This window comes from Cytobacillus sp. BC1816 (assembly GCF_051353635.1).
Lineage (GTDB): Bacteria > Bacillota > Bacilli > Bacillales > Cytobacillaceae > Cytobacillus > Cytobacillus oceanisediminis_C.
Genome location: NZ_CP195611.1, coordinates 4,181,215 through 4,197,112 on the forward strand (window position 1 = coordinate 4,181,215; position 15,898 = coordinate 4,197,112).

Annotated in this window: 12 protein-coding genes and 1 other annotated feature; of the genes, 1 reads left to right on the forward strand and 11 read right to left on the reverse strand. The window is 41.6% G+C overall.

Annotated features, from left to right (window positions below; all coding sequences use genetic code 11):
• Positions 1–159: 159 nt before the first annotated feature.
• From ACR42H_RS21330 to ACR42H_RS21350, 5 genes are all read right to left on the reverse strand, one after another.
• Positions 160–1,239, reverse strand: coding sequence for an SPOR domain-containing protein (locus ACR42H_RS21330; protein ID WP_436373133.1), 1,080 nt, complete (start codon positions 1,237–1,239; stop codon positions 160–162).
• A 244-nt stretch (positions 1,240–1,483) separates the two neighbouring features.
• Positions 1,484–2,236: a prepilin peptidase gene (locus ACR42H_RS21335; RefSeq protein WP_113882699.1), complete on the reverse strand. Its 753-nt coding sequence runs from the start codon at positions 2,234–2,236 to the stop codon at positions 1,484–1,486.
• 292 nt (positions 2,237–2,528) lie between these two features.
• Positions 2,529–4,178, reverse strand: coding sequence for a sensor domain-containing diguanylate cyclase (locus ACR42H_RS21340; RefSeq protein WP_113882698.1), 1,650 nt, complete (start codon positions 4,176–4,178; stop codon positions 2,529–2,531).
• 148 nt (positions 4,179–4,326) lie between these two features.
• Complete coding sequence (locus ACR42H_RS21345; protein ID WP_436373136.1) at positions 4,327–5,640, reverse strand: bifunctional folylpolyglutamate synthase/dihydrofolate synthase; 1,314 nt, start codon at positions 5,638–5,640, stop codon at positions 4,327–4,329.
• 69 nt (positions 5,641–5,709) lie between these two features.
• Positions 5,710–8,355, reverse strand: a complete 2,646-nt coding sequence (locus tag ACR42H_RS21350) for a valine--tRNA ligase (protein ID WP_113882696.1) — start codon at positions 8,353–8,355, stop codon at positions 5,710–5,712.
• Between the two features lie 57 nt (positions 8,356–8,412).
• Positions 8,413–8,669, reverse strand: a binding site (T-box leader).
• Between the two features lie 239 nt (positions 8,670–8,908).
• Here ACR42H_RS21350 and ACR42H_RS21355 point away from each other — a divergent pair.
• Positions 8,909–9,100 (forward strand): hypothetical protein, encoded by a 192-nt coding sequence (locus tag ACR42H_RS21355; protein ID WP_019380294.1) that lies wholly within the window; start codon positions 8,909–8,911, stop codon positions 9,098–9,100.
• A gap of 13 nt (positions 9,101–9,113) precedes the next feature.
• On the opposite strand, the gene ysxE is transcribed toward ACR42H_RS21355, so the two are convergent.
• The 6 genes from ysxE to hemC all read right to left on the reverse strand — a co-directional run bounded on the left by ysxE (position 9,114) and on the right by hemC (position 15,872).
• Positions 9,114–10,172, reverse strand: a complete 1,059-nt coding sequence (gene ysxE, locus ACR42H_RS21360) for a spore coat protein YsxE (RefSeq protein ID WP_113882695.1) — start codon at positions 10,170–10,172, stop codon at positions 9,114–9,116.
• Between the two features lie 108 nt (positions 10,173–10,280).
• On the reverse strand, positions 10,281–11,597 hold the full coding sequence (gene spoVID, locus ACR42H_RS21365; protein ID WP_436373139.1) for a stage VI sporulation protein D: 1,317 nt from the start codon (positions 11,595–11,597) through the stop codon (positions 10,281–10,283).
• A gap of 240 nt (positions 11,598–11,837) precedes the next feature.
• Entirely contained in the window at positions 11,838–13,124 is a 1,287-nt protein-coding gene (gene hemL, locus ACR42H_RS21370) for a glutamate-1-semialdehyde 2,1-aminomutase (RefSeq protein WP_436373141.1), read from the reverse strand.
• A gap of 53 nt (positions 13,125–13,177) precedes the next feature.
• The gene (gene hemB / locus ACR42H_RS21375) at positions 13,178–14,158 is read right to left on the reverse strand and encodes a porphobilinogen synthase (protein WP_113882692.1); all 981 of its coding nucleotides are present in this window, start codon (positions 14,156–14,158) and stop codon (positions 13,178–13,180) included.
• Entirely contained in the window at positions 14,158–14,940 is a 783-nt protein-coding gene (locus ACR42H_RS21380) for a uroporphyrinogen-III synthase (protein ID WP_436373143.1), read from the reverse strand. The genes hemB and ACR42H_RS21380 overlap by 1 nt, the downstream gene beginning before the upstream one ends.
• The gene (hemC, locus tag ACR42H_RS21385) at positions 14,937–15,872 is read right to left on the reverse strand and encodes a hydroxymethylbilane synthase (protein ID WP_113882690.1); all 936 of its coding nucleotides are present in this window, start codon (positions 15,870–15,872) and stop codon (positions 14,937–14,939) included. Before hemC ends, ACR42H_RS21380 begins: the two co-directional genes overlap by 4 nt.
• Positions 15,873–15,898: the final 26 nt, after the last annotated feature.

Consider the following 15,898-nt stretch of genomic DNA (forward strand, 5'->3'; position numbering starts at 1 on the left):
TTTTTAAGAGGTCATTTATAGATATTTTTATCATAAATTATCGAAAAGTGACAAAAAGAAAGAGTCTGTCTAAATTTCCCGAACAGACTCCATTTAATATGTGATATTTCCCAGAAAATATTCGAATCGGATAAAATTATGGCACAATATGCCAGGTGCTTACTGCCCGTCTGACTGGAGCAAAGACTGATAAGCCGCAAGAAATGCCAGCAGGTGCTCCTGAATTTTACCAGCTGATGCAGAATCCCCTGCCTGCTGGTATGTTTCTATTTGCTTCGAGGCATTCAAAAGTTCCTCTCTTATAGATGTCAGGCCTTTATTTTGAATTTGATCTGCCTGCAGTTCATTCACTGCCTTGCTATGATTTTTTATTTCCTGAGCCGTCTCAGGGGCTATTGAGCTGCCGAGAGAGGCACTGGCAGCACCTTTTGAAAGGCTTTGATATAACACCGGAGCAATTTCAGACAGTTTTTTCTCTTCAGCATTCAGCCCTTCAATTGCTTTACCTTCAAAGGCTACTTCCTTTGCAAATACATCAATCCCTTTGCTTTTTAGATCGGCACCTATTTCCTTCGCCTGATCAAGACTTCCGGATACCCCTAAAAAAAGAAAAGTCTGCTCTCCCATTTTTAATGATTGGCTATAAACTCCTTTTTGTGAGTTAGCTTCCTGGACTTGCTCTGCTGCTTCGCTGTTTGACCATACGCCGCCTTGAACTACGTAAGCTGTTAATGTTTCTAATTCTGCGACTGCAGCGGGAGCCTGCTGAACTGATGCTGCCGGAGTTTCTTTAATTGGAGGGGCCACAGTTTCGGCTGCCTGATCGGTAAATACCAGCTTCAGCATGATGAACCCGAAGCTAGTCCCAAGCAGAACAGCAAAAAAGACAGCCAGAAAAATGGATGTTAAGAATCCTTGCTTATTTCTTCCCTGGAATTTCTTAGCCAGTGTACTCAACCCATTTTTAGCCGGTGATTTAGGAGGAGCTGCTATTTTATATTCCTTTATATCCGCATCTTCCGTTTCCTCTGGCAGGATCCAGTCGAAGCTGTCATCCGCCTCTTTGCCGGCCGCTGTTTGTATGGACGCGAAAAATTCAGTTTGTTCCTGCTTTTTCTGTCTATCCAGCTGTCTCGGATCCCATGCTTTTTCCTGCATTTCTTCCTTTTTCTCCTGAAACGGACGGTCCTTGCCATTTATCTTAATCGTAATCGTTTTTTCGCTTTTAGGCTTGTCCATATCTCATCCTCCTTCCGTGCCGTTTCCTGAATTGTTTTCATCCTAACATAAGGAAAAAAAAAAATAACAAGACTTTTGTCGTCTTGTTACGGAAGGATTTCGTCAAATTTTTCATTTGGATTTTCGGTTAATTTATGTAATTAAAATCAGGATCTAATTTATTTATAAGGATTCCTTCATTGGCATTAAAATAGAAAAATTACAGATTTTATACTCATTAACTTCTTGACAATTCTGATTATCTCTATAGGACTGCGTGAAAGTACCACTTTATCAATTCATTGCCATAAAAGTAAGCAATTATTGTTCCCAAACCAATAAAAGGACCGAATGGAATTGGTTTTCCCTTTTTCACAACTCCTATAAGCATGCCTATACCACCTAGAAATGCTCCAAACAAAGTGGCTAGAAAAAACGAAAGCATAACAAGCTTCACACCTAAAGCAATACCAATAACTGAGTATAGCTTTATATCACCCCCACCCATGCCGCCTTTACTGATTACAGCTATAAATAAAAGGAGTAAAAAACCAAGCACCCCACCTGCTATACTGTCCCACCAAGGAGAAAGAGGAATAAAAATACGTTCTGCTAATAGGATCACACCAAAAACTAAGAGAACTTTATTTGGAATGATCATATATTTATAGTCAGATACAAATATAATAACCATAAGAGAAACTAACGTCCATGCCACAATCAACTCGGAAGTCCACCCTAAAATTAATGGAGCAGCAGCAAACAAAGTACCTGTCGAAAACTCTATAGCCGGATATAAGGCTGAAACTGACACCTTACAGCGTCTGCATTTTCCACCTAGAAATACATAAGAAAGAATTGGTACAAGCTCCAAATATGATAAAGTTTGCTTACAGTGTTTACAATGTGATCTCGGCTTTACTATTGATTGATTTTCAGGAACTCTTAGGCCAACTACATTGTAGAAGGAACCTAGTATGGTACCGAATAAAAATAATATTATTAAGAGATTTAGCATAAATATTAACACGCCGGTGCAGGTACAAGAAAGCTGATTTCCTGAGTGTCCTATTTTATATAGAGGCCCTCAAATATTGTTATATGCACGCAGCTTGTTTCCTCCTCCTAAATTTGCAAAACTAAAAAATGATCAATTGTATATGAATATACTTGAACAGTATATGTTGAATTCTTATGAACTTCAATGATGTAAATCACTAACATTATACCAATACACTTAAGAACAATATATTTAATAGGTAAAACGGTTGATTTGCACAAAAAAATCCTTTTGACAAACAAAAGGATTTTCACTTCACATATTCCGCTACCCTATTTCTCCCTGCCCGCTTAGCTCCAACATATAATGCTCTGTCAGCATGGCGTATAAGGGCCAGTGAATCATCAGCATCTTCAGGTGCAGCAGCTACCCCAATGGAGGCGGTTATATAAACTTTTGTGCTGCTGCTTCTTCCATCGATATTCTGTTTGAGTATGAATGGACGGTTGGCAATGTTCTGCCTGATAAGCTCTGCCCAGCCTATCGCATCGTCTTTGCTGGTTTCAGGCATTAAGACAACAAATTCCTCGCCGCCATATCGGGCAGCAATTCCTGCCGTATTTATTAAATTTGTCAGCCGATCAGCCAGTTCGCAGAGGATTTCATTTCCGCTTTGGTGCCCATAAGTATCGTTCACTTTTTTAAAATGATCGATGTCAAGTATGATGAGTGAAAGGAGTTCTCTTTCACCATTTTGCAATCTGCTGAATTCTTCATTTAATTTAGCTTCTATATATCTATAATTGAATAGTTTCGTTAACGCGCAGCGTTCGCTTTTGGCTTTTGTTTCCTCATAGTGCTTTGCATTCTCTATTGCTATTGCAAAATGTGAACATAAAATATCGACAATCATGAGCTGTGACTTTTCATAGGACCTCTTTTTTGCCGAAGAAAGCAGCAGCATCCCCAATACTTCATTGCTTCGGATTATTGGAACACAAATAAGGCTTTCGGCATCTCCAGGCAAGAATTCCTTAGCAATGCTTTTCCATTTCTTCCTCGAATGGAAAAGGGCAGATTTTCCGGTGCCCAAAACCAATCCGCTGATTCCCTCACTTTTTTTGGTGGGCTTAAGGTCATTCTTCTTCATTTTGCCATGTTCAATTCGGTAAATGGTATGAAGTTCATCGTTATCCTTAATATCAAGAATATAGGCATAGTCAACAGGCAACATTTCGCTCAATTTCAAAATGAAAAGCTCCATAACCTCATTCACATCAAGGCGCTCTGCCATTTGATGCCCTATATCTGCGGCTTTTTGAAGGTAATCAATAACCTTTTCACTTGAGTAATAAAGATGAAGAATGATTGAAAGACTTACAAATGGCACCCCTACAAACAGCAGTGCAAGAATTCCCACTTCAGAATATAAAATGTAAAGGATAAGGCCTATCGGGAATGTTATGAGAGAGGTAATAGTTTCCCATATAAGGTCTTTTTCCAGAAAGGATATTTTCCTGCCATACAATGCAGCCTGAATTACGCTGATCAATACCTGATTTAGAGTAAAATGGATTACAGGGTATGCTGCAGCAACCCAGAAATATTGGGGATTATCTATTAGATCTACGCCTATTTTGCCACCCATTGCAAAGTAAGCCAGCCCGCTCAATAAAGATAAAGTAAAGAACAAAAGTGAGTTAAGCGGCAGACGAAACAGCTGATCCTTTTGTATTTTCAGCCTTAAAAGAAGTACCAGGATCCCCAATTGCACCAATATCATTTCAGCAAGGAGCCCAAAGGTTAAAAACACTGCCATCGTAACCCATTGAATTAAAAAAATTGGTGTATTATTGATTACCATCGGCATGGAAGAAACGAAAAACATCAATATGAAAAAGGCAACCAAACTGATTCCCTGTCCTGAAAAATCTGGAGGGTAAAAATGATAGGTTAGCATGGAACCTGCAGGAAATATTAGTATCCATAATAACCATATTATTTTTTTGGCTTGTGAACTAACTATCTTTTCCCCCTCCTCCAATTTATTCAGGAAAATAGTTGGATAATACGAACATTTTATCAAATTTTCTAACTTTTGTCATATTTCATTTATTATTTTCCAAAAGATTCAAAAGAATAGGTTTCACTTCTGAGAGGAAGTAAAGTGATCCAGTAATAACCAGCACGGTGTTCTTTCCTGCTTCACGCAGTTCAGCATCCAATAGCTCTTTCCAGTCCGTATGAAACTGTCTCCTGCTGTTTTTACTGAGATTATATAAATCTTCAGCTGCTGCTGCTCTCGGAAACTCAAATTCGGTAAAGGTGATGCGATCTGCAGCAGAATCAAGCTTACTGATCATTTTATCAAGCTTTTTATCAGCAAGCGCAGCGAATACAATATTTTTGCTTTTATCTCCAAAACGGTTGTTCAGCTCAGCAGTTAAGGCAGCTACCCCTTCTTCATTATGCGCTCCATCTATTACCAACAGCGGGTCTTCAGATAGAATTTCAAATCGTCCGGGCCAGAAAGCACTTTTCAATCCGGCTCTTATATGATTTACCTCTATAAGGAAAGCATAAAGTTTATTTAATAGCTCTGCTGCCATTACGGCAAGGGAAGCATTTTCAGTCTGGTGTTTTCCGCTCATTCCTATCTCAAGATCAGGGAAGTTCTGAAAGACTGTCTTTAGGGAGAAGAATTCACCCAGGTTCAGGGAATTATGATCAGATATAGCAAACTCATTCCCAAGCTGATAAACAGGGGACTTCAAGCTTAAAGCATTATCTTGAATAACAGCGCGCGCTTCTTCTTGTTTAACAGCTGTAATAACACTGATTCCGGGTTTAATTATTCCCGCTTTTTCAAAAGCAATTTCCTCATATGTATTCCCAAGGATAGCTGTATGATCGAGTCCGATGCTTGTAATGATTGATAATACAGGATAGATGATATTAGTAGAATCATACCTTCCGCCAAGCCCCACTTCAAACAAAACGAGATCCACCGGCTGTACATGGCCAAAATATTGGAAAGCCATGGCGGTAATGATTTCAAACTCGGTTGGACCGCCAAGTTCCGTCTGTTCCAATTCAATCGCCAGCGGATATATATCACTAGCAAGCCGAACAAGATCTTCATCCTTAATCGGAATACCGTTCAGAGAAATCCGCTCATTAAATTTCTCAAAATATGGCGATGTAAAAGTTCCGACAGAATAACCCGCCTCTTGAAGAATGGATCTTAAAAACGTAACTGTTGAGCCTTTTCCATTCGTTCCGCCAATATGGACGGACTTAATTCTTCTCTCGGGATGCCCGAGTTTTTCCATCATCCATTCCATCCTTTGCAGTCCCGGCTTCATTCCCAGTCTTAGCCTAGAATGAATCCATCCCAGTGCTTCCTCATAAGTAGAAAACATAAAATGCACCTCCGTTATACAGGAAGGAAGACGAATCCTTCATATGGACCCGCCTTCCGCAACTATTAGTTATTCTCCTTTTAGCTCTTTAATGCGCGTTTCTACAGCAGCTCTCTTCTCGCTGTAGTCTTGTTCTTTTGCTTTCTCTTCTTCAATTACCTTTTCAGGCGCTTTTTTAATAAAGCCTTCGTTTGAAAGTTTCTTCTGGACTCTTTCAACTTCATTATTTAATTTATCCCATTCTTTCTGAAGGCGGGCAACTTCCTCTTCAATGTTAATCAGGCCTTCAAGCGGAAGGATGATTTCTGCACCAGTCACAACTGCTGTCATTGCCTTATCAGGCGTCTCAACATTAAGAGCCAGCACCAGTTCTTCAGGGTTACAGAATCGTACAATATAGGCACGGTTATTTTCCAGTATGCCCAGAATTTCCTCATCCTTAGCTTTTACCATCATTTTAATCTTCTTGCTCATCGGCGTGTTCACTTCAGCACGGCTGTTGCGGACAGAGCGAATAATTTCTACAAGCAGCTTCATTTCATTTGCAGCCTGATCATCAGTGTAATCACCGTTAACTGCCGGCCATGTGGCAGCCGTAATGGATTCACCTGAATGAGGAAGGTTCTGCCAAATTTCTTCCGTGATAAATGGCATAAATGGATGCAGCAGTCGCATTGTATTGTCCAGAACATATGCCAGGATGGAACGAGTGGTTTTCTTGGCAGCTTCATCTTCTCCATACAGTGGAAGCTTTGCCATTTCTATATACCAATCACAGAAGTCATCCCAAATGAAGTTATATAGCACTCGGCCAACCTCGCCAAACTCGTAGCGGTCAGACAATCTTGTAACCGTCTCAATTGTTTCATTCAAACGGGTTAATATCCATTTATCGGCAACAGACTTTTCACCGCTTAAATCAATTTCTTCGTATGTTAATCCATCCATGTTCATTAATGCAAATCTGGATGCGTTCCAAATTTTATTGGCAAAGTTCCATGTAGCCTCAACCTTTTCCATACTGAAGCGCAGATCCTGTCCCGGCGAGCTTCCTGTAGAAAGGAAATAGCGGAGTGAGTCAGCACCATACTGATCAATTACATCCATTGGATCAACGCCATTTCCAAGGGACTTACTCATCTTGCGACCCTGTGAGTCACGAACAAGACCATGAATTAATACATCCTGAAATGGGCGCTCTCCTGTAAATTCTAGTCCCTGGAAGATCATTCGCGATACCCAGAAGAAAATGATGTCATAGCCAGTTACCAAAGCAGCAGTCGGATAGTATCTCTTGAAATCGCTTGAGTCAGTATCCGGCCAGCCCATTGTTGAAAATGGCCATAAGGCTGAACTGAACCAGGTATCCAAAACATCTTTGTCCTGCTCCCAGTTTTCAACATCTTCAGGTGCTTCGTGCCCTACGAAAACCTCACCTGTCTCTTTGTGGTACCAGGCCGGGATCCGATGTCCCCACCAAAGCTGGCGCGAAATACACCAGTCACGGATATTTTCCATCCAGCGCAGATACGTTTTTTCAAATCGCTCTGGAACAAAGTTTACTTTTTCTTCTTTAGTTTGAAGAGCGATGGCTTCATCAGCAAGAGGCTGCATTTTTACAAACCATTGTGTTGAAAGATAAGGTTCAACAACTGCGCCGCTGCGCTCTGAATGGCCCACAGAATGCATATGTTCTTCAATTTTGAAAAGTACTCCTTCTTCCTGAAGATCCTTCACGATTTGCTTGCGGCATTCAAATCGGTCCATACCTTGGTATTTACCGGCTCTGCTGTTCATTGTGCCGTCTTCATTCATTACAAGAATTCTTTCAAGATTGTGGCGGTTTCCTATTTCAAAATCATTTGGGTCATGAGCCGGCGTAATTTTTACTGCGCCTGACCCGAAATCCATTTCTACATAATCATCTGCAACAATCGGAATTTCGCGTCCTGTGATCGGCAGTTTAACTGTTTTGCCGATTAAATGCTTATAGCGGTCATCTTCCGGGTGTACTGCTACAGCTGTATCGCCAAGCATCGTTTCAGGGCGTGTAGTTGCAATTTCGATATGTCCTGAACCATCCGATAAAGGATATCTCATATGGTAGAAGGCACCCTGAACATCCTTATAAATAACTTCGATATCAGAAAGAGCCGTTTTTGTGGACGGATCCCAGTTGATAATGTACTCGCCGCGATAAATCAATCCTTTATTATAAAGTGAAACGAAAACTTCTCTTACAGCTTTTGAAAGGCCTTCATCCAGTGTAAAACGTTCGCGGCTGTAATCAAGGCCCAATCCAAGCTTTGACCATTGCTGGCGGATATGGCTGGCATACTCCTCTTTCCATTTCCATGTTTCTTCTACAAATTTTTCACGGCCTAAATCATAGCGGCTTTTGCCATCATTGCGAAGCTTTTCTTCAACCTTTGCCTGAGTAGCGATGCCCGCATGGTCCATTCCTGGAAGCCATAGAACATCATATCCCTGCATACGCTTCATTCGTGTAAGGATATCCTGAAGAGTCGTATCCCATGCATGGCCGAGATGAAGCTTTCCTGTTACGTTCGGAGGCGGAATCACAATTGTATATGGCTGCTTTGTTTCATCGTCTTTTGCTTCAAAGAACTTACCTTCCAGCCACCAGTCATATCGTCCTTTTTCAATCGCCTGCGGATCATATTTCGTCGGCATTGATAATTCATTATTATCCATGTGTCATTCTTCCTTTCTGAAAAGCAATCCCTAAAAAATAAAAAACTCCATTCGCCATAAAAGGACGAATGGAGTTTGCTTCGCGGTACCACCTTTTTTTCAATCACTAAAGAAAATCAGGGAAAGACATTCTTATAGAGATTGACACTTAAACAGATAACGGATTTCCCGTCTTTTACTACTTGGCTGCTGCCTTTCGCAAAAGATGCTCTAGGGCGACCTTCCAACAGTTTTGCCTGGATAACCTTTCAGCTGCTGGTTTTCCTCTCTAAAAGGCAAATGGCTATTGTACTCTTCCCTGTCTTAGCATCGATATACAATTTTATATATAAAATATACTACCCAATAAAGACTGTTATAGTCAATAAGGATACCCGAGTTTTTTATATATTATTCATTATTTCCATCGAAGTGATGATGATTTTGCCTGAAAAAGATTTCTTCAGGGGAATTTTAAAATACTGTTGTACAGTAAAGAAACGAAAATAGGCACTTTACAGAAAAATGAATCATAGAATATACATATGAACATTTGGGAAAGGGGCATGCGACAATGAGAAGAAAATATAATCCTTACACACTGCCTCCCTGGTTAAGAACTTTCAGGAATGTGTGTGCACAGTTCATAATCCCGTTCTGTGTTTTTCAAGGCATAAGAACAATATTGCTGCCTACCACCTTTGATGTACTGCTGCTATCGCTGTTCATTCTGATTGCTATCGCTTTCCATCTTCAATTGGTTTAGGAGCCCGCATCTTTTAACTTTGGGCTCCTTCCTGCGCTTGAGCTTCGGCAGCTGCTTTAGCTTCTTGTTTTTGCCTCTCAATCTCATCGATTCTCATTGCAGCATATTCAATATTTTTCAAAAGCCAATACTGCCTTTGCAAATGCTGGACAGCCTTTCTCTCTCCCCTTTTCCCCTCCCCTTTATAATATTGTTCAGCAGCCCTGATAATAGGACCCGGATGAGCAAAGTAGCTTTGAAACAGCAGCATCTCATCGTCTCTAAATGGAAAGTATTTCATATAAGTGTAAATCCACTCTACACATTCTTCTGATCTTTTTGGATAAGTTTTCAGTGTCCTTGATAAAAACGGCAATACATCATGGAGCGGCGATCCCTGTCTTGCATTTTCAAAATTTGTGAAGTACCCATATCCCCTTTCATCGTATAGAAAATGCTCGGTTGAAACTTTCCCATGAATGATTACCGTTCGTGCTTTGTCGTTTTCTTTTGTTTTTTCATACCAATCTTTGAATTTGTTTGTGGAATATTTTAGTGCCTGGCTGACGTCGTGAAAATATAGGGAAAACATTAGCTCAAAAGGAGACATATACTCTTTTCTTTCGCAGGCTTCAATGAATCCCTCTAAAAACTCCTTTTCTTTCTCCCATTCCTGCAAAGTTTTTTCATAATGTTCGGTTCGGTCTTCCTTGTTTATAGGAACTTCCCGCGAGGACAATGTATGCAGTCTAGCCAATTCCCTCAGCATCTGCTGATGCCTCTCAAATCTATCCTCTTTTTCTTCATTAGGCATCCATGGCATTAAATAAAATAATTCATTCTGATGGAGCACCCCATATCTTCCATCCACCGTCGGGTAAATAGGGACGATTCTGTTATAGCCTTTTTGAAAGAGGGTTTGTACATGCCTTATAAAATCAGCTCCATGCTGAGGCTTTATTTTCTTTAAAGCAAACACACCTTTGCTGCTGTAAACCTTCTGAACTCTCCCAAACTCCTCTACAAAATGCGGCTCTAATGAATAATGATTTAAAATAGGGGAGACTTTCCGCAGCCGATTTTTTTCTTCCACCTTAACCACTCACTTTCCAGAATGAGAAAAAATGATGTAATTTTGAAATATATTGGTTAAACGAAAATAGCTGAGCGGGTTATCAATACCTGCTCAGCTTTTAACCATTTAATGGGCTACCGCAACAGGAATGTACAGCACTTGCCCTTCATAAATATCCTGATTGATTTCAAGGTGATTCACCCGTAATAGCTGCTGGGCTGGTATATCATACCTTTCAGCAATGGCATCAATTGTGTCGCCGTTCTGCACAATGCAAACCTTGAGCTTAACATGTTCCTCTGTCTCTTCCTTACGGGCAAAGAACTCTGTTAAAGACATGCTTTTCTTCTTGGAGAGTTTCTTCTTCTTAGCTTCCTGTTCTGAAGAGGATGAGGATTCCTCAGTTTCCTCATGAGTTTCCTGTGCAGCCGCCTGAACAGGTTTCTTTTCAAAGGAAGGACTATCTGATTCGGACGCTTCCGTCATTTGATAGATTTCCTGTGCGGTTGGTGGTGCTTCCTCCTCATTGCGCTGAGAAGAAAAAGATATTTCCGGTGCACTTTTCGGAGTCTGTTCTTCTTCCGGCTGCTCTTGTTTTACTTCGAGCGCTGCCGGCGCTGATGGTTTAATGACGGTCTGCTCTTCCACTTCAGGCTGCTTCCTTGCTTCTGCCTCAAATGGAATATAAACCTCATCGGTTTCTGACTGCTCTTCCTGCGGGTCCTCTTCCCGTATATCTTCCTCGGCAGCAGCGTATACCTGTTCCTCTGTTTGTTCCTCTGTTTCTTCCTCTGTTTCTTCCTCTGTTTCTTCCTCTATTTCTTCCTCTCTTTCTTCCTCTTGCTCCTGTTCTTCTTGCTGATATGACGCCCATTCGTGCTGTATTATTTCTTCTTCCTCTGTCTCCTCTGCAACTTCAGAAGATCTGTTTAAAATCTCTAATTCTTCCGTTTCATTTTCAGTTTCAGCTTCCGCTTCTTCCTCCCATTCTTGAACAGGAACATGCTGCTGATCACCATATAATCCGGTTATGGTTAAATTAGCTGTCAATTTCATACAGCTTCTTTCCGGCAGAACATAATCGAACGACTCTACCGCAACATCAATATCGTAGATGCTTTGGATTCTATTATTCGGTATGGTGATATCGACAGGAAAATAGTGTTTGAATTCACAAATTCCTTCTCCTCTTTCTTCAATTGTCTGAACGAATTTGGTGACTGCCAAATCCTCTTGATCTTCCTCGGATACTTCTTCATCGTTGCGTCTATACTCACCTGCCAGTTCAAGTGCTCCCTGGATTGTTACATATTGATCGCTTTCCTGAATTGTTATATTGGGGTCTAACGAGATGGTAATCAGGTCCGATACTTCCTGTCCTTTTTGAAACCATACTGATTCTTCTAAAGAAAATCGTAAGCACGATGGATTCCCCTGAGACAAAGCGACTCCTCCCTTCGAATCTTTACGTTTAATCACTATGTCATTAACAATCCTATGAGGGATTAGGATACTTTATGATTAGAAAAATAGCGCTCTGAGGGAATCTTAGATAAATTTAGAAAAAAGTAACCATTGATAAGATTTTCTCTCGGCTGCGCATCCAAAGGATGCATAAAGACTCAAATAATAATTACAAGGGCATAAAAAAACACCCATCAATCGATGAGTGTCAAGTCTTGCTTATTTTAATTTTGAAAATGCCTTTTCAGCTGCCTGGATAGTCTTTTCGATATCTTCATCCGTGTGTGCAGTTGAGAGGAAGAGTCCTTCAAATTGGGATGGCGGCAGGAAGACTCCCTGGTTTGCCATTTCCCTGTAGTACTCTGCAAAGAAATCCAGGTTGGATGTTTTGGCTTTTTCATAGTTAATCACAGCTTCATTTGTAAAGAAGATGCCAATCATAGATCCAGCACGGTTAATGGTGTGTGGAATATCATATTTTTCAGCAGCTGCTTTAAGCCCTTCTTCCAGTCTGTCTGCTTTTCTTTCGAATTCCTTATAGGAATGTGGAGTCAGCTGGCTTAAGGTCTCGAAACCGGCTGTCATGGCAAGAGGGTTTCCTGATAGTGTTCCTGCCTGGTAAATTGGACCGCTTGGTGCAATCTGCTTCATAATTTCCGCTTTTCCGCCATATGCACCGACTGGTAGCCCACCGCCAATAACTTTTCCAAGACATGTAATATCCGGCGTCACGCCAAAGTAGCCCTGCGCACAATTATAGCCGACGCGGAAACCAGTCATTACTTCATCAAAAATAAGCAGGGAGCCGTTTTGCTCTGTAATTTCTCTTAAGCCTTCAAGAAAGCCTGGCTGAGGAGGAACGACACCCATATTTCCCGCTACCGGTTCCACAATCACACCTGCGATATCGTCTCCGAATTGCTCAAAGGCATATCTTACGCTTTCAAGGTCATTGTAAGGAACCGTAATTGTATTTTTGGCAACCCCTTCGGGAACCCCCGGACTGTCTGGCAGCCCCAAAGTTGCTACACCAGAGCCAGCCTTGATTAAAAGGGAATCGCCGTGGCCATGATAGCAGCCTTCAAATTTCATGATTTTATTTCGGCCGGTATATCCTCGAGCAAGCCTCAAGGCACTCATAGTAGCTTCTGTTCCGGAAGAAACCATTCGTACCACTTCAATGGAAGGCACGCGTTCAATGACCAGCTTGGCAAGCTCGTTCTCGATTTCGGTAGGAGCTCCAAAGCTTGTCCCCATTTCAGCTACTTTCTTTATACCCTCGACCACACGTTCATTAGTATGGCCCAGGATTAATGGGCCCCAGGACAAAACATAATCGATATATTCATTTCCATCGATATCGTAGATTTTAGAGCCTCGTCCGCGTTCCATAAAAATGGGATCCATATTAACTGATTTAAAGGCACGTACAGGAGAGTTTACTCCTCCAGGCATCAATTCGCTTGCCTCTTTAAAAGCCTTGATAGATTTTTCGTAAGAGCGCATGTCATCCCTCTTTTCGTTTAATAAGAAGTTTTCAATTAGCAAGACATCTATTATTAGTCCTGTTCCTTAATCCACCTTGCCGCATCTTTCGCATGGTAAGTAATAATTAAATCACTTCCTGCACGTTTCATGCCTGTGAGCATTTCCATTACGATTTTCTGTTCATCGATCCAGCCGTTCTGTGCAGCAGCTTTAACCATTGAATATTCACCGCTCACATTATAAATCACTATCGGCAGGTTGATGTTGTTTTTAACATCCCGAACTATATCCAGATAAGGCATTCCCGGTTTAACAATCAGGAAGTCAGCCCCTTCCATTAAGTCAGATTCCGCTTCGCGCATGGCTTCCATGCGGTTTGAAGGATCCATCTGATATGCTTTTCGGTCGCCAAATTGAGGTGTGCTGTCAGCTGCATCACGGAAAGGACCGTAGAATGCAGATGCGTATTTAACCGCATAAGACATAATCGGGATATCTTCAAATCCCGCTTCATCAAGACCTGCTCGGATGGCTGCTGTAAATCCATCCATCATATTTGATGGGGCAATTATGTCTGCTCCTGCTTTAGCCTGGCTGACAGCTGTCTGCACAAGCAGTTTAAGTGATGCATCGTTCAGCACTTCTCCATTTTCGATCAATCCGCAGTGGCCATGATCGGTATACTCGCAGAGGCATGTATCAGCAATTACGATAATTTCCGGATATTTAGCTTTTATTAATCTTGCAGCTTCCTGCACGATTCCATGATCATGATAAGCCTGCTGCCCGCATGCATCTTTCTCTTTAGGTATTCCAAATAGGAGCACCGATTTTATTCCAAGAGAAACGACCTCATTCATTTCCTCTTCGAGGTAGTCAAGCGACAAATTGTATATTCCCGGCATTGAAGGGATTTCTCTTTTAATGCTGTCTCCTTCTGCCACGAAAATCGGATAAATTAAATCCTCTGTACGCAAGAAGTTCTCACGGATAAGCGCTCTCATATTCGGACTTTTGCGAAGGCGTCTATGTCTATTAAATTGAAGATCCATTAATTTCCCCTCCTGATTTCTGCCAAGTAGCTAATAATGCTCTTAAGCATGCTATGTACTGTATATTCTTCAGGAACTGCATGAACCTGCAGCCCACAGGCCTTTGCGCGTTCTCTAGTCACAGGCCCGATGCAGCCTACCACACTGTCTTTAACAGCATTCTGATATCCAAGCTCCTTTAAAGCCCCTATAAAATGATCTACTGTGGAAGGGCTGGTAAAAGCAAGAATATCTAACCCTTTTCCTGAAAGCTGTTTTTTTATCAGACCTATGCTTTCACGTGGAAAAGTTGTCTCATAAACAATGATTTCATCAACTTCTGCACCATTTTCCGAAAGGGAGGCTGCGATATAGTCACGCGCCAGATTCCCTTTGGGGATTAATACTTTCATTCCATCTTCTACAAATGGCAAAAAATCCTCAACAAACCCTTCAGCAACATATTCCCGTGGCATAAACTGCACCTTTAATCCCTTATCCATAAGCAATTTCTTAGTCTTCTCTCCGATAACCGCTATGTTAGGGAAAGGCCCGCCCAGACTCAGATTTTCAAAAAAAGTGTCCACAGCTGTTGTGCTTGTGAAAATCACCCAATCATACGTTTGAATCCGCTTATGTGCTTTAAATAAAGCTTCCTTATCCTGCAAAGGCTCGAAAGCAATCAAGGGGATCTCAACTGGTATCCCCCCATAGTTTTGGATGAGAGCCGAAAAGGAGTGAGCCTGCTTTTTCCCTCTTGGCACTAAAACTGTCATGCCTTCTAAAGGGGAAGTCTGTTTCATTGCCCGTCAAGCTCCTCTTTCACCCTGTCAATCAGCTCTTTGGCCCCTTGTTCGGTTAGCTTGGCAGCCATCTTAACACCAAGCTCTTCCGGATCAGAACCTGTTAAGGTCTCCTTATAAATCATTTTTCCATCAGGGGAACCTACAAGTCCGGTTAACTCCATTTCACCTGTATCATTAATTGTGGCAAACCCTGCTATCGGAACCTGGCATCCGCCTTCCATTTTATGAAGGAACGCACGCTCTGCACGTACAGTCTGGTTCGTCTCAGAGCATGTGAATTTATCCAGCAATGCCCGAAGTTCCTTATCACTTTCACGGCATTCAATAGATAGTGCGCCCTGTCCAACAGCCGGTACACAAACTTCCGGTTCCAGGAATTCTGTAACAACATCAGCCGCCCAGCCCATTCTGGAAAGACCTGCTGCTGCAAGAATAATCGCATCATATTCTTCCGTTTCCAGTTTAGATAGTCTGGTATCAATGTTTCCTCTAATCCACTTAATTTCCAGATCCGGACGCTGTGCCAGCAATTGTGCCGCTCTGCGCAGACTGCTTGTTCCTACAATAGATCCTGCCTTTAAGTCATTCAGTTTTATATGCCCTTTGGAAATAAGGGCATCCCGATGGTCTTCCCTTTCAGGAATGCTGCCGATTGTCAGGCCTGCCGGAAGAACAGCGGGCATATCCTTCATGCTATGTACAGCCATATCTATTTCTTCATCAAGCATGGCCTGCTCTATTTCCTTTACGAACAACCCTTTTCCTCCGACCTTTGAAAGGGTAACATCTAGAATTTTATCACCCTTAGTGACAATTTCCTTCACCTCAAACTCAAAGGATGGATCAATGCTTTTCAATTGGCTGATCACCCAATTTGTCTGAGTTAATGCCAGCTTGCTTCGTCTTGAACCTACGATAATTTTTCTCATGACTGCCTCCTGCAATTAAATCTAGC

Coding starts and splice junctions, on each gene's coding strand:
- ACR42H_RS21330 (WP_436373133.1), bottom strand. CDS start 1,239: ATGGACAAGCCTAAAAGCGAAAAAACGATTACGATTAAGATAAATGGC.
- ACR42H_RS21335 (WP_113882699.1), bottom strand. CDS start 2,236: ATGCTAAATCTCTTAATAATATTATTTTTATTCGGTACCATACTAGGT.
- ACR42H_RS21340 (WP_113882698.1), bottom strand. CDS start 4,178: ATGCTAACCTATCATTTTTACCCTCCAGATTTTTCAGGACAGGGAATC.
- ACR42H_RS21345 (WP_436373136.1), bottom strand. CDS start 5,640: ATGTTTTCTACTTATGAGGAAGCACTGGGATGGATTCATTCTAGGCTA.
- ACR42H_RS21350 (WP_113882696.1), bottom strand. CDS start 8,355: ATGGATAATAATGAATTATCAATGCCGACGAAATATGATCCGCAGGCG.
- ACR42H_RS21355 (WP_019380294.1), top strand. CDS start 8,909: ATGAGAAGAAAATATAATCCTTACACACTGCCTCCCTGGTTAAGAACT.
- hemL (WP_436373141.1), bottom strand. CDS start 13,124: ATGCGCTCTTACGAAAAATCTATCAAGGCTTTTAAAGAGGCAAGCGAA.
- hemB (WP_113882692.1), bottom strand. CDS start 14,158: ATGGATCTTCAATTTAATAGACATAGACGCCTTCGCAAAAGTCCGAAT.
- ACR42H_RS21380 (WP_436373143.1), bottom strand. CDS start 14,940: ATGAAACAGACTTCCCCTTTAGAAGGCATGACAGTTTTAGTGCCAAGA.
- hemC (WP_113882690.1), bottom strand. CDS start 15,872: ATGAGAAAAATTATCGTAGGTTCAAGACGAAGCAAGCTGGCATTAACT.